The organism is Rhodospirillum rubrum ATCC 11170, assembly GCF_000013085.1.
GTDB lineage: Bacteria > Pseudomonadota > Alphaproteobacteria > Rhodospirillales > Rhodospirillaceae > Rhodospirillum > Rhodospirillum rubrum.
The window spans coordinates 4,271,845-4,287,769 of sequence record NC_007643.1 but is presented as its reverse complement, the minus strand read 5'-3'; the positions used below and the strand labels follow the sequence as shown (position 1 = coordinate 4,287,769).

The 15,925-nt window shown below is 62.2% G+C and carries 17 protein-coding genes; 2 read left to right on the top strand and 15 right to left on the bottom strand.

Annotation, left to right across the window (positions count from 1 at the left end):
• Nucleotides 1-7 precede the first annotated feature (7 nt).
• The 4 genes from RRU_RS19285 to gluQRS form a co-directional block, all read right to left on the bottom strand.
• Nucleotides 8-1,342: a KAP family P-loop NTPase fold protein gene (locus RRU_RS19285; protein ID WP_011391484.1), complete on the bottom strand. Its 1,335-nt coding sequence runs from the start codon at nt 1,340-1,342 to the stop codon at nt 8-10.
• Nucleotides 1,343-1,432: 90 nt separating this feature from the next.
• Nucleotides 1,433-1,894, bottom strand: coding sequence for an RES family NAD+ phosphorylase (locus tag RRU_RS19280; protein WP_011391483.1), 462 nt, complete (start codon nt 1,892-1,894; stop codon nt 1,433-1,435).
• A complete protein-coding gene (locus tag RRU_RS19275) occupies nt 1,894-2,331 on the bottom strand; it encodes an antitoxin Xre/MbcA/ParS toxin-binding domain-containing protein (RefSeq protein ID WP_193384996.1) in 438 nt (145 codons plus the stop codon). Before RRU_RS19275 ends, RRU_RS19280 begins: the two co-directional genes overlap by 1 nt.
• A gap of 71 nt (nt 2,332-2,402) precedes the next feature.
• Nucleotides 2,403-3,284 (bottom strand): tRNA glutamyl-Q(34) synthetase GluQRS, encoded by an 882-nt coding sequence (gene gluQRS, locus RRU_RS19270; RefSeq protein WP_011391481.1) that lies wholly within the window; start codon nt 3,282-3,284, stop codon nt 2,403-2,405.
• Between the two features lie 157 nt (nt 3,285-3,441).
• On the opposite strand from gluQRS, the gene RRU_RS19265 reads away from it, so the two are divergent.
• A complete protein-coding gene (locus RRU_RS19265; RefSeq protein ID WP_011391480.1) occupies nt 3,442-4,005 on the top strand; it encodes an HNH endonuclease in 564 nt (187 codons plus the stop codon).
• A gap of 134 nt (nt 4,006-4,139) precedes the next feature.
• Nucleotides 4,140-4,505 (top strand): hypothetical protein, encoded by a 366-nt coding sequence (locus tag RRU_RS19260; RefSeq protein ID WP_011391479.1) that lies wholly within the window; start codon nt 4,140-4,142, stop codon nt 4,503-4,505.
• An 11-nt stretch (nt 4,506-4,516) separates the two neighbouring features.
• Here RRU_RS19260 and RRU_RS19255 read toward each other — a convergent pair whose 3' ends face one another.
• From RRU_RS19255 to RRU_RS19205, 11 genes are all read right to left on the bottom strand, one after another.
• A complete protein-coding gene (locus RRU_RS19255; protein ID WP_011391478.1) occupies nt 4,517-5,206 on the bottom strand; it encodes a GntR family transcriptional regulator in 690 nt (229 codons plus the stop codon).
• Between the two features lie 80 nt (nt 5,207-5,286).
• On the bottom strand, nt 5,287-5,805 hold the full coding sequence (locus RRU_RS19250) for an asparaginase domain-containing protein (RefSeq protein WP_011391477.1): 519 nt from the start codon (nt 5,803-5,805) through the stop codon (nt 5,287-5,289).
• Nucleotides 5,806-5,878: 73 nt separating this feature from the next.
• Nucleotides 5,879-6,631: a creatininase family protein gene (locus RRU_RS19245; RefSeq protein WP_011391476.1), complete on the bottom strand. Its 753-nt coding sequence runs from the start codon at nt 6,629-6,631 to the stop codon at nt 5,879-5,881.
• A 126-nt stretch (nt 6,632-6,757) separates the two neighbouring features.
• A complete protein-coding gene (locus RRU_RS19240) occupies nt 6,758-7,936 on the bottom strand; it encodes an ABC transporter substrate-binding protein (protein ID WP_011391475.1) in 1,179 nt (392 codons plus the stop codon).
• 34 nt (nt 7,937-7,970) lie between these two features.
• A complete protein-coding gene (locus tag RRU_RS19235) occupies nt 7,971-8,975 on the bottom strand; it encodes a branched-chain amino acid ABC transporter permease (RefSeq protein ID WP_011391474.1) in 1,005 nt (334 codons plus the stop codon).
• The gene (locus RRU_RS19230) at nt 8,972-9,874 is read right to left on the bottom strand and encodes a branched-chain amino acid ABC transporter permease (protein ID WP_011391473.1); all 903 of its coding nucleotides are present in this window, start codon (nt 9,872-9,874) and stop codon (nt 8,972-8,974) included. Before RRU_RS19230 ends, RRU_RS19235 begins: the two co-directional genes overlap by 4 nt.
• On the bottom strand, nt 9,871-10,611 hold the full coding sequence (locus RRU_RS19225) for an ABC transporter ATP-binding protein (RefSeq protein ID WP_011391472.1): 741 nt from the start codon (nt 10,609-10,611) through the stop codon (nt 9,871-9,873). The genes RRU_RS19230 and RRU_RS19225 overlap by 4 nt, the downstream gene beginning before the upstream one ends.
• Nucleotides 10,604-11,386, bottom strand: a complete 783-nt coding sequence (locus RRU_RS19220) for an ABC transporter ATP-binding protein (RefSeq protein ID WP_011391471.1) — start codon at nt 11,384-11,386, stop codon at nt 10,604-10,606. Before RRU_RS19220 ends, RRU_RS19225 begins: the two co-directional genes overlap by 8 nt.
• A gap of 432 nt (nt 11,387-11,818) precedes the next feature.
• Entirely contained in the window at nt 11,819-13,747 is a 1,929-nt protein-coding gene (gene gss, locus RRU_RS19215; protein WP_011391470.1) for a bifunctional glutathionylspermidine amidase/synthase, read from the bottom strand.
• 142 nt (nt 13,748-13,889) lie between these two features.
• Complete coding sequence (locus tag RRU_RS19210; protein WP_011391469.1) at nt 13,890-14,804, bottom strand: glycosyl hydrolase family 18 protein; 915 nt, start codon at nt 14,802-14,804, stop codon at nt 13,890-13,892.
• A 29-nt stretch (nt 14,805-14,833) separates the two neighbouring features.
• The gene (locus RRU_RS19205; RefSeq protein ID WP_011391468.1) at nt 14,834-15,922 is read right to left on the bottom strand and encodes an exopolysaccharide biosynthesis polyprenyl glycosylphosphotransferase; all 1,089 of its coding nucleotides are present in this window, start codon (nt 15,920-15,922) and stop codon (nt 14,834-14,836) included.
• Between the last annotated feature and the right edge of the window lie 3 nt (nt 15,923-15,925).

Below are 15,925 nucleotides of genomic sequence, written 5' to 3'. Positions count from 1 at the left end.
CACCTCTTCAATCAATCTCTTTAGATAACCTAAAGCTATCTAGAATTTTAGTTCCAATTTTTTGGAAATCCTGCCCTTTATCTATTGGGTGTTCGAATTTAAGTTTATTTTCTAAATCAGATTCTTTTCCTGTGAAAAATTTCCATAATTTAATTGAATATTCCCAATCTTTCTCGGGCCATTCTTCGAATCCAAAAAAATTATTTACTTCTTCCCAAGAAAGACCACCAACACGGGCCTTTCTATAAAGATCACTGTCAATATGGCGAACAATGGAGAGGCCAGTTATTAAAATTTTAATAACTGGCGAAGAACTCATTTCCATATAATTAGCAATAGATAAAGAATTTATTATTTTATCGATTGTTCTAAAATTTATTGTTTTTGCTATTGCTATTTTTTTTATTTCGTCTTTCATGCGACTATCTATTGGATGTCCTTTACAAGCATAATTAATATATTTATGAATAGCTTCTATTTCATAATTACTATTTATAGGGAGATTTATTCGAATATCATAAAATTTTTCTAGATACAGATTCCCGTTCGTATCTGCTCCATAACATCCACGAACCGCAGCCTCCATTTGTTTTAGATTCGTCACGACAACAAAGACAACACCATCGACAGAAAATAAGTGTTTTATTCCCTCGATAACATCCAATGCGAATGATGGTTTGCAGCGATCCAGCTCATCAATGATAAAAACTAGAGGCTTTTTATCTTCACAATCCTCACCTGAATTAGCCAATTCTCGGGAAAGCTTTTCAAGGCATTCCCTAAATTTTTTAATAACTTCTTTCTGTTGCTTAGCGCCCTCCAGCTTTTCCCCAATGAGTTTTTCCAAATAATCCGCACTAAGCTCACTACTCTCTGCCACACCTTCTTTAATTACCTCGGCAAGAGAGTCAGATAGCTCTGCGCCATTCACAAAACCTAGTGTTGCTATTTTCAGGGAGGTCTTCACTGCGATCGGGATTAAGGAAGTACCAACCTTTATTGCAACGCGAAGAAAATTTTCGGCCTTTTCTTCAGATATATTTTTCGCAAAATCAATTATTTCCGATGTTATCGAAATAAAAGCATCATCATGATAATCATTAGAAAATGCGTCATAATAAATCACCGGAACCTTTTTCTCTTTTCTCAAATGACCGGCCCATTGCTTAATAAATGTAGTCTTTCCGCTTCCCCAAGGGCCGTCCAGAATAATGGTTAATGGTTGATCAAATTCACAAACAAGAGAGGAAAACTTCTCTCCAAACTCTCTATATCCAAAGAGATCATTTTCGGTGAAGCCTTCATCATCGCCTATTTTTACAGAAGGAACAATTCTGCCCATAATTAACTCTCCGGATTGCCTCAGAGCATTAAAATATCTCTTTGGTTGCGAGCCGACAAGGACGCACGCTGCGCACGGTATAGCTCTCCTTCAAAACAATCGGGAATCGAGCGTGAAGGGCCAAAGCCCTTTCAGAGCAATTTTTGTGGTGTCGGGATGGGTATGGTTGATCACGATCGTGCGGTCGGGGGATTGGGCAAGGGGAAGGAGCGCCGAAGGGACCTTTAACAGAGGGGAGGGTCTGGCCTCGTGCCAGCGATCACCCAATCCCTGAGTCATCCCCTCCTGGCGCTGCCAGCCGTCGGGCAGGTCTTCAATCGCCACGATATCCATCCCCAGATCGTCGGGACCCTCGTATTGAATCATAACCAGATCCGGCAGCAGGCTTGGATCCTCGATATGGACCAGCTTTTCCAGAACGCAGAGCGCGGGCGAGGTGGCGCAATAGGTGACGGGATGGCCGATGGTATTCCAACGACCGTTGAAGCGCAGACCATAGCCGCCGTCAAAGACCTGGGCATAGTCCACTCCGGCAAGGCGCCAGAGCAGCATCAGGCGGCCGCGCCCCAGGCGATCTTGCCCAGGATGGTTTCAATGACCCGTCCCCCGGCCTCGGTCTGGGCAACGACTAGAGGTGTTTCCCCCCCCAGTTCCGTCAAAGGCCGACGCAGCCAGCGACCGGCCTTTTCCTCACCGCCAAAGGTCCGCTCGGCCAGTGTCTGAATGCGCAGCAGGCGAACCGCCCGGTCGGATTCATCAACCGTCAGCGATTGCCGCTTTTGCGCCCGATGCCGTCGGGTTCGCTGGGGGATAACAAAAGAGTCAATCTCCCCCTCGCTTAATCCTGCCTCGGCCAAACCCTTGAGGGCGCTTAGGGGCAGCCCCCCGCGCACGACGCTGGCGAGATCGGCCTGAGAGGTAACTTCGGCACCAAGAACCGGCACTCCACCCAACTTACGGGCCACGGCTTCGATAAGGGCTTCGGACATCAGAACCTCCCAGGCTATCGGCAACATGCCATATAGATAGGCGGCATCTTGCCGCCCGGCAAGCCCCCCCCTTAAACCGCAGGCAGGCCGATGCGTTGGCGCAGGGTGGCCGGGGTTTCGCCGGTGGCGCGCAGGCTGGCCAGGGTCAGGGACCGGTCGCGCTTGGCGTAGCGTTTGCCATCCGCGCCTTTGAGCAGGGCGTGGTGGCGATAAAGCGGGCTGGGCAGGGCGAGCAGGGCCTGAAGCAGGCGGTGGACATGGGTGGCCTCGAACAGGTCGCGGCCGCGCACCACATGGGTGATTTGCTGCAAGGCGTCATCAACGGTGACGGCCAGATGGTAGCTGGTCGGGGTATCCTTGCGGGCCAGCACCACATCGCCAAACAGATCGGGACGGGCGACCACCGCCCCGGCCTCGGCGTCGTGCCAGACCAAAGGACCGCAGCGCGCCAGGGCCTTGGCCGTATCCAGACGCAGGGCATAGGCGTCGCCTTTGGCCAGTCGATCGGCGACCTCGGCGGGGTCCAGGCGCTTGCACAGGCCGGGATAGGGCGCGCCTTCCGGGCCGTGGGGGGCCGAAGGGCTGCGCGCCACCTCGGCGGCGATTTCCGACCTTGTGCAAAAGCAGCGGTAAAGCAGCCCGGCCTCGTCCAAACGGGCCAGGGCGGCGCGGTAATCGGCCCAATGTTCGGACTGGCGGCGCGGCGTGGCGTCCCAGCGCACCCCCAGCCACGTCAGATCCTCAAGGATCGCTGTCTCGAACTCGGGGCGGCAGCGCTGGGGATCGATATCCTCCAGGCGCAGCAGGAAGCGCCCGCCCTCGGCCCGCCGGCTGTCATGGGCGAGCAGGGCCGAATAGGCATGACCCAGATGCAGCAGCCCCGTCGGACTGGGGGCGAAGCGGCCGGTGGTCGGGGCATCGGCGGGGGCTTTCGCCGCGTCGCGGCGAGTCATCGGGTCGACCGGGGAAAAACGGGGGAACCGGCGGAACGGCTAGCCATTGTTTTCTTTATACGTTTTTACTGAACTATCATATTCGCTTTGCGGTGGAAGGCGTACAAGGTAGCATTCCTTGACGCAGATTGGCCATTTTTTACAAAGGAAAGGGCCCTTGCGTATTGCGGCGAATGCATGTCCCGCCCTGGTCCTGAACGCTGATTTCCAGCCGCTCAGTTACTTCCCGCTGTCTTTATGGTCGTGGCAGGAGGCGGTGAAGGCGGTTTTCATGGACCGGGTCTGCGTGGTCAGCGAATACGACCGGGTGGTCCATTCCCCCAGCCTTGATCTCTCCTTGCCCAGCGTCATTTCGCTGAAGGAATACGTTCCCGTCGCCAAGCGGGCGGCCTTCACCCGCTTCAACGTGTTCTTGCGCGATGGCTTCGCCTGCCAGTATTGCGGCATCCGCCTTCCCGCCCATGACCTGACCTTCGACCATGTCGTGCCGCGCTCCAAGGGCGGGGTGACGGCCTGGAACAACGTGGTGACGGCCTGCGGGCCTTGTAACATGCGCAAGGCCAACCGAACGCCGCGCGAGGCCGCTATGCCGCTTCTTCAACGCCCGGCGGAGCCCAGCACCCACCGCCTGCGCAACGAGGGACGCTCTTTCCCGCCAGGTTATCTTCATGAAAGCTGGCGGGATTTTCTTTATTGGGACGTCGAGCTCGATCCGTTTTAAGCCCGCCCTGTCGACTCCCTTCCGCGCCCCCCTTGGCAAGAGGCGGGCGGTGGGGCAAATATTGGCCGATGGCCGCGCGACGCGCCGCCATACCCCACGCGAGACGCGCCTTCGCCGGATGGTCGGGATAAAGCATGAGTGATCCGAAAAAAGTGCAAGCGGCCCTGAACACCTCGTTGAAGGTGCTTGATTCGGTGGTCAAGGAACAGGAACGCGCGGTCAACCGCATCCTCGGTCTGGCCGAATTGCTGATCGAGAAATCCCCCGATCAGGTGACCGCCATGCGCCTTGAGGCGATCATGGAGGCCTGCGCCTTCCAGGACATCACCGGCCAGCAGATCCGCAAGGTCGCGGCCTTCCTCAAGCACCTTGGCACCTTGCAAGGCGGCCTGGAAATGGCCGCCGGCGCCACCAACCATGTCAATGACGCCCAGGCCAAGGCGGTTGGCGGGCTCAGCCAGGATCAGGTCGACAGGCTGCTGCGCGGCGAGGCGCTATAAAGCGAACCGCCTCACACGGCCATCGCCCGGCACAGCGCGTCGATCTCCTGGGCATGAAAGGCGCGCAGGAAGCCGACGATATGGGCGGCGATGGCATTGGCCGCGGCCGGGGCGTCGCGGCGGCGCATTGCCTCGACCACCAGCCCCAGGTTTTCGATATCGTGGTAGGTATCGGCCAGGGACTCGCGGTACAGGTACCAAAAGCGCAGGGCGACGTTATGGGCGTTGTCCATCAGGGTCGCCAGATAGGCATTGCCGGCGATATCGCGGATCTTTTCGTGGAACAGGGCGTCAAGCGAGATGAAGGTGACGTATTCGCCCGTGTCGATGGCCTGACGGCAGCGGCCGAGAAGAGCATCGAGATCGTCGATCTGGGCGGCCGTCGCCTTGACGGTCGCCAGGGAGACCGCGGCGCGCTCAAGGGCCAACCTGACCTCGAAGATCTCGCGGATCCGCCCATAGTCGATGGGGGCGACGAAAACGCCGATATTGGGTTGCCAGTCGACCAGCCCGACGTAATGCAGACGTTGAAGGATCTCGCGCAGCGGCGTTCGGCTGACGCCCAGCCGCTCGGCCAGTTCGCGTTCCTTGATCGCCGAGCCGGGGCGCAGTTCGGAATAGATGATCCAGTCGCGGAGGCGTCGATAGGCCTGCTCCTTGCCATCGGCCCGTCCCGATCCGCCGTCCGCCTGCTCCGCCATCGATCCTCCTGTGCCATCCGGTCGAGACTTTGAAGACAAGGGGCGGCGGCAAGGACACCCAAGGTTCCCTTTTCCGCCAGCTACTCCTGGTCGTCGATGGGCTCGAACCGGCCAAGGCCGCGATTCTTCCGGGTTTTCGCCGGGTCGAAAACCTTGCCGTGCATAGCAATATAGACTCCCGGCGCCAGCATCAACGCCGCAGCGCAGGCGAAACCGATATTGAAAGCCGCGTCGCTTCCCCCCACCCGGCCGGGGACCATCGCGCCGCTCAACACCACGGTCTTTCCGGCGAGTTCGGGCAAGCCGCCAAGATAGCGGGCGGTTTCAACCATGGTGTCGGTGCCGTGGGTGAGAAGGATATGATCCTCCACGGCTTGGCCGACCGCCCGGCCGATCGCTTCGCGGTCGGCCTCGGTGAAATCCAGGCTATCCTTGCGAGACAGCGCGACAATCGACACCGCGCCCGCCAGACGGGCCGTTTTCAGGACCTCGGCGACGAAGGGGTCGCCGACGACCAGCCCGTTTTCTTCCAGGCGATAGTCTTTATCGATGGTCCCGCCGGCGGTGAAGATGCGCAGGGGCGAGGGGGAAACGGCCATGGCCTTGAGGATCCTGTGGCAAGGGAAGGGGCGACGCCAAGCAAACCGGCGCCGCCGAAAATCCCCGTAACTGTTATTTCGGGTTATAGGCCCAGTTGGTGTCGCGGCGCTTGGTCAGATAGGCCACCAGATAGTCGACGAGCACGTCGTACATCGCCTGACCCTTTTCGCGCGTGGCCTTTTCCGGGGCCCCGGTGGCGCCGTAGTCGGTCAGCTCGGAAAAGTCCCACAATTCCTTCACGTTCTCATCGACCTCGGGGATCATCCCCCGGGCATGGGCCATGTCCACCAGTTCGGGGAAACAGGCCAAACCGATCGAGGTTTCCCCCTCGCCGCCGTGGCCCAGACCATTCCAGACCTCGAAGGTGTCCTTGGGCAGCAGGTTGCCGGCGGTGACCCACCAAGCGTCGAGAGAGCCGATCTTCATGTCGGGATGGCGCAGGCGCGCGGCGCGGGCGGCGACGTCGATGGCCGAGATATTGCCGTCATGACCATTGATGATCAGCACATTGCGGATCTTCCAATGGGCCAGCGAGTCGAGAATATCGGCGATCACCCGGATATTGGTATCCTGGCTCAGGCTGATCGACATCGGCTTATGCCAATAATGCTGACTGAAGCCGAAGAACGTCGGCGGCAGAACGAAGACCTTTTCCATGCGCTCGGCCACACCCAGGGCCAGCTTATGGGCCGTCAGCGCATCCATGGCGAAGGGCAGGTGATCCCCATGGCTTTCGCAGGACCCAAGCGGGATCAGGGCGGTGTCGTAAGCCCCTTCAACGAAGACCCGGGTGTTCATGTGTTCGAGCTGAACGGTTTTTTCCATGGCGTAAGCCCTCCTTGGACAGCAGGGATGGGGGAAGTGGCGAGCCGGTAAAGCGCAACGACGGAAAGGCCGCCCCGGGTCGGACCATCCCGGCCCGGGGCGCGACGACGGGCGAAGCCCGACCGATCAGGGCTTGGGCACGAAGGTCGGCGCCATCTCGGCCGCCTTGTAGAGCGCCTTGTCCTTGACGCCGATGACGGTCACGCTCTTGACCGGAACGCGGCTGCCCTCGGCGAAGGTGACCGCGCCGGTCACCCCGGCCAGATCCTTGGTCTCGGTCAGGGCCTTGCGGATGGCGGCGGGATCACCCGAACCGGCCCGCTTGATGGCATCGGCGACCAGCATCACCGTGTCATAGCCAAGGGCGGCGAAGGCGTTCTCGGGGGCGTTGCCATAGGCCTTGCCGTAGGCGTCGAAGAACGTCTTCATCGGGCCGGGCGCGCTGTCGGACACGAAGGAATGGGTGGTGAAATAGACGTTATTGGCCGAAGCGCCGCCCACTTCGAGCAGCAGCGGCGTGTCATAGCCATCCCCGCCGACGATCGGCAGCTTCAGGCCGGCCTGACGGACCTGACGCACCACCAAGCCGATCGAATCGGGCGTGGCGGCGATGTAAAGGATGTCGGGCTTCTCGGCCGCCGCCTTGATCTTGGTGATCTGGGCGGTGAAGCTTTTGTCGCCGGTGCGATAGGTGTCGCGCCCGATCACCTTGCCGCCCAGATGCTCGAAGGTCTCGCGGAAATACTTCGACAGCAAGGTCGCGTATTCATTGGCGGTATCTTCAAGGACATAGACGCTTTTGGCCTTCAGATCGTCGATGGCGAAAGAGGCGCCGACGGCGGCCTGGGTGTTATCGCCAAAGCAGGCCAGGAACATGGTGTCGCCGATCTGGTCGGGCAGCTTGGGCGAGGTCGCTCCGACGGCGATGAACGGCACGCCGGCCTTCTGGGCATTGGGACCAAGGGCCAGAACCGGATCGGAATCCGAAAAGCCGATGATCGCGCTGACCTTATCGGAATTGATCAACTGGCTGCCCAGCGAGGCGACCACGGCCGGATCGGTCTTGCCGTCATAGACCACCAGCTCGAGCGGGGTGCCATTGACGCCGCCGGCGGCGTTCAGGGTATCAATGGCGAGTTGGGCGCCATTCTTCGCCGGACCGTCAAGCGAGGCCTGACCACCCGTCAGATTGAAGGCGCCGCCGATCTTGATCGGATCGGCGCTGGCCGCCGGCCCGGCGAAGCCGATGGCCAGGGCGAAGGCGCCCGCCAACAGGCCGGCGCGTGTCGTGGAAACGAAAGGCATGCCATGTTCCTTCAGTGGGAGGAGAACGCCGCCGTCAGCCCTTGCGGCCAAACGACGTCAGCTCGCGGTCTTCGAGAAGGCCGCGCGGCCGGTAGATCATGACCAGGATGAACAGCAAGCCGAGGACCACCTGACTTGCACCAAACAGCGGGGGGACGACGACGAAGCCGAGGTCCATCCCCCGCTCGAGGTTCCGCAGAATTTCCGAAAGCGCCGTGACGACGACGACCCCGACCACGGCCCCCGACAGGCTTCCCATGCCGCCAAGAACAAGCATGATGATCAGGCTGACCATCAGCGGGAAAAAGAACGTCTGGGCCGAAAAAGACCCAAGATAATGGCCATAGAGCGAGCCGCCGACCCCGGCGAAGAAGGCGCCGACGGTGAAGGCGAGCAGCCGGGTCTTGAGCACGGACAGTCCGACGGCCTGGGCGGCGATGGTGTCCTCGCGCACCGAACGCAGCGCCAGACCGATCGGCGAATAGATCAGCCGGCCAAGCAGCGCCAGGGTGATCACCATCCAGATCAGGGCGACGGGCAAGGTGATGTCGGTGGGAACGCCGGTGAAGGTGCGGGCTCCCCGGGTGAAGCTCTCGGCGTTGACGATCACCGAATTGACGATGATCATGAACCCCATCGTCGCCACCGAAACGTGGTGTCCCGACAAGCGCATCAGCGGCAGGCCGACGATCACCGCCACGCCGGCGCAAACCGCTCCGGCGAGCAGCGTGGCCGGCACCGTGCCCATCTGCACCCCCGCCAGAAAGGCCGGAAGATCGGGCAGATAGGCCGCCTTGTCGGCGACCGACAGCGACAAGATCCCCGAGACATAGGCGCCGATGGCGACGAAGCCGACCTGCCCCAGCGAAAACACCCCGGTAAATCCGTTGGCCAAGCCCATCGAGGCCACCAGGATGACGCTGATGCAGCCCATGATCAGCAGGCGCTGCCCGTAATCGGAAACCACCATCGGCAGGCCCCAACCGGCCAGGGCCAGCAGGCAGGCTCCACCGAGCATCAGGACAAGACGACGGCTCACAGCTTGATCTCCCGGTTTGGCCGCATCAGCCCGCCCGGCCGGAACAGCAAGAAGAGGATGAGCAGGGCGAAGACGATGGCGTCGCGGTAGGGGGAAATCTCCGGCGGGCCAAAGCCGACGATGAGGATTTCCAAGGCGCCAAGCAGGTAGCCGCCCATCACCGCCCCGGCGATCGAGCCGAAGCCGCCGACGATGGCCGCGACGAAAGCCTTGAGCAGCGGCGAGAAGCCCATGCCCGGATCGACCACCCCCGATTGGGCCGCCCACAGCACCCCGGCTAGACCGGCGAAGCCTGAGGCGATGGCGAAGGCGGTGACGATCAGGCGGTTGAGGTTGAGGCCGACCAGGGCGGTGGCCGCCATATCCTCGGCCGCCGCCCGCATGCCAAGGCCGGTGGTCGTGCGGGTGACGAACCAGCCAAGCCCGAGCAGGCTGCAGAGGGCGAGGACGGTGGCGCACAGATCGATGCCGGTGAAGGTGATGGCGCCATCGGAAAAGCTATAGACCTCGCCCATCCAGTCGGGCAGCGGCATGGCGCGGGGCGAACTGGAAAAGATCAGGATGGCGAGATTTTCCAGAACATAGGTCAGGGCCAGACTGGTCAGCAGCAAGGTGACATCGGGCGCCCCGCGCACCGGCCGATAGGCGATGCGCTCGGCCAGAACGCCGACCAGCACCGAAACGCCGACGCCACAGACGACGGCCACGCCGAAAGGCAGTCCGGCGACCGTCAACAGCACAGTGGCATAGGATCCGGCCATCATCATGTCGCCATGGGCGAAGTTGGTCATGCGCAAGATGCCAAAGACCATCGACAGGCCGACGGCGACCATCGCATAGAGGCTCCCCAGGCTGATGGCGTTGATCGCCTGCTGGAGGATGAATTCGAGATCGGTCACTCTGTTGCCCCCAGATAGGCCTGAAACACCCGCGGGTCATCGGCCAGTTCGGCCGCCGCGCCCGACAGCGCCACCTTGCCCGTTCGCAGCACATAGGCGCGATCGGCCAGGGACAGGGCCAATTTCACGTTTTGCTCGACCAGCAACAAGGTGGTGCCGGCCGCCTTCATTTCGGCCAGCCGCGAGAAGATCATCTTGGTGATCAGCGGCGCGACACCAAGCGAGGGCTCGTCGAGCATCAGAACCTTCGGCGCCGCCATCACGGCGCGGGCCAGGGCCACCATCTGCTGCTCGCCGCCCGACAGGGTTCCCGAAACCTGCTTGCGACGTTCGGCCAGGATGGGAAACAGCGATTCGATATGGGCGAGATCGCGGGCCACCGCCTTGGCGTCACGCCGGGTCGCCGCGCCCAATCGCAGGTTTTCCTCGACCGTCAGACTGCCAAACAGCCGCCGGCCCTCCGGGCAATGGGCGATGCCCCGGCGCAAGATCGCCTCGGCCGACAAGCCGCGCACCGAGTCCCCGGCATAAAGGATATCGCCGGCCGTCGGGCGGAGAAGGCCCGAGATCGTCCGCAACAGGGTGCTTTTACCTGCGCCATTGGCGCCGATCAGGGCCACCGCCTCGCCTTCATGGACATCGATGCTGACATCGGACAGGGCGACGACGGGACCATAGCGGACATCGAGGCCGCGAATGGCGAGCAAAGGGGTGGAGGGGGACAGGCGATCAGTCATGGCCAAGATACGCCTCCCGCACGCGGATGTTGTCCTGGATCGCTGCGAAGGATCCCTCGCCGATCACCGTTCCCTGGGCCAGAACCTGAATGCGTTCGCACAAGGTTCCGATCAGATCCATGTCGTGTTCGACGATGATGACGGCGACGCCATACAGCTCGCGCAGCTGCCGGATCAGCGTCATCAACTCGGCGGTCTCATGGGTGTTAAGGCCGGCGGCCGGCTCGTCGAGCATCAACAGCTTCGGCTTGGTCGCCATCGCCCGGGCGATCTCCAGGCGGCGCTGGGCCCCATAGGGAAGATCCCCCGCCCTGCGGTCGCCCCATTTCCCCAGACCGACCAGATCAAGCATCTGCTGGCCAATGGCGACGATCTCGTCGGTGCGGCGCCGGTAACCCGGTGGACGCAGCAGGGTGGAAAACAATCCGGGACGAAGGGCGAGTTGGGCGGCGGCCTCGATGTTTTCGGCCGCGGTCAGCGCCTTGAACAGCCGCGATCCCTGAAAGGTGCGGGCGATGCCCTGGCGAACGATCGCATCGGGGCGCCAACCGGTGACCTCGATGCCATTGAGGCAAACCCGCCCGGCCGAGGGCGGCGAAAAGCCGGTGATGACGTTGAAAAGGGTGCTCTTCCCTGAACCATTGGGACCGATGACGCCAAGGATCTCGCCCGGAGCGACCCTGAGAGCATGGTCGCGCAGGGCCTTCAGGCCTCGGAAGTTCTTACACAGACCAGCGGTTTCAAGAAGAACCGCGGGAAACGGAGAAGCTGGCACTTTGGGGGAATCCCTCGGGTGCTTTCGCCGCCGGGCGGTCGCAAGGGCCACGGCCGGGACGCAGGGGAAGGTCGGGGGAGCGGAGAGCGAACACGTTGGTATTTTCTTGGTACACAGAATTTCTGCTCGCTTAATCAGCGACCGTCAACCCTCTTGAAGGACCTGATTATATTATGGGCATAGCCGGCGGTGCCGGGGCCTGCCGCCGCGCCAACCCTGGCGTGAAACGAACAGCCCGGACCCCCATCGAGGGGTCCGATGACCGAACCTCCCGGTGTCTGTCTTGATTGTTTTGTCTTTGAAAGGGCACCCAGGGCGAGGGCTTCAAAGCCCGGCTCGGGTGTGATGCCCCCGGTCGCCGGTCCCCCTCCCGGCGGCGACCAGGGCCAAATGGCGGGCTTCGCCTTCCGTCCGCCGGGAAAGCGCCGGCGATTACGGGGAGGACGGGGCCCGCGGGTCGGCGTCCTCGGCGAGCAGCGCGTCTTCGACGATGCGCAGCGCCAGAAGATCGCTGTGGGTGGTGATGATCGCCGCCGGATCGACGCGGACGCTGGAGCCGGCATAGCGGCCGCGCACCGAGAAGGTGCCGATCTGCACGTTGTCGCCGCCGATTCGCGGCAAGGGGCACAGTTCCTGATAGATCATGGTGCGATTGCCGAACTGGCCGGCGGTTTCGCCGATCAGGTCGCTGGTCTTATCGAAAATGCTGATGTTCGATCCGCAGCGCCCGACGATCGGCTTGGCGACATAGCCGCTTTCGCGCAAGGCATTGGTCACGCTGAACTGGCTGTCGAGCAAATAAGGATGGTTGGGAAACATCATCCACAGCACGGGCAAGATCGCCTTGTTGCTGGGGATCAGCGTCCACAGCGGCTCGAAGACCATCACCTCCTTGCGCAGCAGCACATCGATCAGCCGCGGCGGATGGCGCGAATGGTCGACCGGCCGATGCAAGCGGATTTCCTCGTCGTCGGCGGCGCATTGGGCGCGCAATTCATCGATCGCCGTTTCCCAGGCCCAGGTCTTCCACACCCAGGTGATGCGCACCCCATCGGCATCGGTGACAAAGCCCTCGTCGTCCCACAACAGGCCATCGACACCGGTGATGATCTTGCAGGCGATCCCCGCCTCCTCGATCGCCGTTTTCATATAGAGGGCGTGGTACAGCTCTTCCTGGTCATGGTCGAGCATGATGTGCAAAACGCTGTCGACCCCGCTTTCCCGCCAGGCCGCGACCAGGGCGCCATGCACATCCTCGCCCGAACAGCGCCCCTCCTGACAGCCGTAATAGGCCGCCCAGGCCTGTTGCACCTTGCCGCATTCCATATGGCACGAGGCGGAATCGGCGTTGTATTCGTAAACTTTCAGCCCGCGCTCCGACATCGAGAAGTCGAAGCGACCGGTGATCATGCGGCCGCGCCGATTGGCCCAGGACTGGCGGATGCGCGGCCACAGGGCCTGGGGCAGCATGAACTGGGCGAGCAGGGCGTCGTTTTGCAGCACATGATCGGTGGCGTAGAGGAACATGGCATGCAATTCGTTGGTGGCGCGCTTCAATTCCCGTTCGGCGGTCTGGCTGATGCGGAAATAGGTTTCGCGGTCGGCCGGGCGATTGGTCAGGGCGCAGCCACCCATCATCGCCATATAGGCCGCCTCGTCGGGTTTGGCCGGGTCGAGCCACAGGGCGGGCGCGCCTCCGGGCTTGGCGGCGACGGTGCGGCGTTGGGGCACGAACAACTGGCGGTCGGCCTCGGTGGTCTCTTCGGAGAACAGGGGATCGGCGGTCTGCATCACCCAACCCAAAATAGCCGTGTCGGCAAAGGTGCACGCCACATGATAGCCGCCCTGGTCATCGACGCGGGCGGGCAGTTCCCGCGAATAGCTCTGACCTGTCGGCCAGACGCGGTCATCGACGTTTTGTTCAATGCAGCGCAGGCGGTCGGCAAAGACCTCGGTGACCACGGCGACATGGCCGGTCACCTCGAACTCGCCGCCCTCGTCCCAGATCAGCAGGGACCCGGCCTCGGGCCAGCGGCGCGCGCCGTTGCGAAAGGAGCGCAGCGGCAGGTGGCGGTCCTCGGCGACGACGCGGACCGTGCGCAGGCGGAAGATGTCATAGGCCATGGCGATATCGTCAAAGACATAGCCGTGGGTCAGATACAAAAAGCGCCGCGCCAGTTCGACGCATTGCCATTTATGGCCCATGTACTGGCCATCGATGACGCTGCGAAAGCTGGCGCGATCGGGCAAAGCCCGCCGGTCGACGGTATCGTAATCGGACGAATAGACGGCGACCCCGCCGGGGCCATACCCCAGGACGGTGCCAAAGGGGGCGGACTCGGCGGTATGATGGTGGCTCATGGGGAAAGGGTTCTCGTCACGGGAAAGGACCAGGAAGCGGCACGATCCCCATATGGGGTCGATCGGTCGCCGGTGTTATCGGGAAAATTCCACGGATCGCGCCCGCCCGTCCCTCCGCCAGGGCGGGCAAGGCCGGCCGGGGTCAGGGCGCGACCGGCGGCCTTTCGCGGGCGATCTGCTCGACGATGTCATTGGCTGAAAGCTGGCCGGGCTGCGGCGGGATGCCAAAGGCATAGAGCATCATCCCGGCCTTTCGATCCGCGGCGATGGCTTGGCCCAGGCGGGTAAGCTCGGCGGCGGTCAGATCGGGCTGGCGCCCGTTGTCGGGGGGAACCAGAACTCCCAGGCTCAGCGGCCCCGCCCAGACCGCCCGATAGGCCCGATAGGCTTCGACCGGGTCATAAGCGGCGGTGGCGTTATAGGCCATGATGGTCACCAGATCGATCTCGGCGCTGACCGGATGGCGAAACAGCGCCAGAAGCTCGCCCGTATGCTGGCTGGTCGGCCGCGCCTCGGCCCAAGGACCCTCGCCATAGGCGGCGACGCTCCACCCGGTCAGGGAAATCACCTTCGGACGGGGCAGGGCGGCGCGCAGGGCCTTGATCGTGCTGCGCCAGACATAGCCGCCGGTACACGAGATACGCGCCCCGCCGTCGGACTGGCAGGCCGGATTATCCAGCTCGAGGTCGATATCCACGCCATCGGCGCCGACGGCGGTAACCAGCCGGGCGATCGCCGCGGCGTCCAGGGCGTGCCAAGCGGTATAGGTGGCGCCGCCGACGGCGAGCAGCACCAGACTTCCGGGCACCCGCGCCTTGCGTTCGGCGATGGCTTCGGCCAGAACGGCGCGTCCATAGGCGTAACCCAGCCCGGTCGGGCGCAGATCCTCGCCGCCGGAATAGACCGCGTCGGGGCGGACGAAGGACAAGATGGCGACATCAATGGCGGCGGGCAGACCGACCAGACCGCTGTCGCGACCATGGGCGGCCGGGCCGTCTTCCCAGCTTTGCACATAGGCGACAAGCGGGCGTTGGGGGATGTCAGCCCGGGCCGGCAAGGCGGGAAACGCCAAAACGGCGGCGGCGATCAGCCCGGCGAGCGCAGAGCGGAGGGGTCGCGCAGGCCGCCGAAAATCGTCCGCCAGAGGATCTTGATGTCGAGCCATGGTGTCCAGTTCTCGATGTAATAGATATCCAGTTGCGCGCCGCGCCGGGCCTTTTCGATATCATGAATGCCGCCGCGCATGCCATTCACCTGGGCCCAACCGGTGATCCCCGGCCGCACCCGGTGGCGGGCGACGTATTCGCTGACACTCACCCCGTAAACGGTGTTTTCGACCAGCATGTTGGGAACATGGGGACGCGGGCCGATCATCGACATGTCGCCGCGCAGGACATTGAGGACCTGGGGCAGCTCGTCGATGCTGGTGGCGCGCAGGAAGGCGCCGACCCGGGTGATGCGCGGATCATTGGCGATGGCGCCGTTCCGCCCGTCGTCATTGGGATCGAAGCGCATGGAGCGCAACTTGAGCATGGAAAACAGCTTCCCGCCAAGGCCGATGCGCCGCTGATGGATCAGGGCCGGGCCGGGGCTTTCCAGGCGGATCGCCAGCATGGCCAGCAGCAGGATCGGGCCGATCAGCGTCAGCGCCAGAACCGCCAGGGTATAATCCTCGATCCTTTTGAAAACGCCGGCGAACCCCTGGAAGGGCCGCCCCTTGATGCACAGGAACGGCAGGCCGCCGATCAGGTGATAGCTGGTCCACGAGAAGTGCTTATCTTTGTGCTCGCGCGGCAGATAGATATCGACGGCGGTGGTGCCGATGCGCTCGATGATCTCGAACATGCGCGCCGAGGAGGCGCCGTAGAGCGTCAGAAGAATGGCGTCGATCTTGCCGGCCTCGGCAAGGTCGCGCAGGCCGCTCAGGCCCTTTTCCACCGGTTTGGCACCCAACACCGGTGGCCGGCGATCGCCGCGTTCATCGAAGATCGCCACGACGGTGTAATCGTCGCGGGCGTCGTCGGATTGGAGGAATTCGATCAGGGCGGCGGCGGGAAGACCGGCGCCGACCAGGGCGACGCGCATCGGCCTAGGAAGGCGGGACGGCGAGGACGGGCGCCTCGTGCCGCGCTTGTCTTCGGCCAAGGCGTGCAAGGATGTCTCTGCGGAAGCCATGCC

Coding starts and splice junctions, on each gene's coding strand:
- RRU_RS19250 (WP_011391477.1), bottom strand. CDS start 5,805: ATGGCCGTTTCCCCCTCGCCCCTGCGCATCTTCACCGCCGGCGGGACC.
- RRU_RS19260 (WP_011391479.1), top strand. CDS start 4,140: ATGAGTGATCCGAAAAAAGTGCAAGCGGCCCTGAACACCTCGTTGAAG.
- RRU_RS19275 (WP_193384996.1), bottom strand. CDS start 2,331: ATGTCCGAAGCCCTTATCGAAGCCGTGGCCCGTAAGTTGGGTGGAGTG.
- RRU_RS19245 (WP_011391476.1), bottom strand. CDS start 6,631: ATGGAAAAAACCGTTCAGCTCGAACACATGAACACCCGGGTCTTCGTT.
- RRU_RS19240 (WP_011391475.1), bottom strand. CDS start 7,936: ATGCCTTTCGTTTCCACGACACGCGCCGGCCTGTTGGCGGGCGCCTTC.
- RRU_RS19225 (WP_011391472.1), bottom strand. CDS start 10,611: ATGACTGATCGCCTGTCCCCCTCCACCCCTTTGCTCGCCATTCGCGGC.
- gluQRS (WP_011391481.1), bottom strand. CDS start 3,284: ATGACTCGCCGCGACGCGGCGAAAGCCCCCGCCGATGCCCCGACCACC.
- RRU_RS19205 (WP_011391468.1), bottom strand. CDS start 15,922: ATGGCTTCCGCAGAGACATCCTTGCACGCCTTGGCCGAAGACAAGCGC.
- RRU_RS19280 (WP_011391483.1), bottom strand. CDS start 1,894: ATGCTGCTCTGGCGCCTTGCCGGAGTGGACTATGCCCAGGTCTTTGAC.
- gss (WP_011391470.1), bottom strand. CDS start 13,747: ATGAGCCACCATCATACCGCCGAGTCCGCCCCCTTTGGCACCGTCCTG.
- RRU_RS19255 (WP_011391478.1), bottom strand. CDS start 5,206: ATGGCGGAGCAGGCGGACGGCGGATCGGGACGGGCCGATGGCAAGGAG.
- RRU_RS19285 (WP_011391484.1), bottom strand. CDS start 1,342: ATGGGCAGAATTGTTCCTTCTGTAAAAATAGGCGATGATGAAGGCTTC.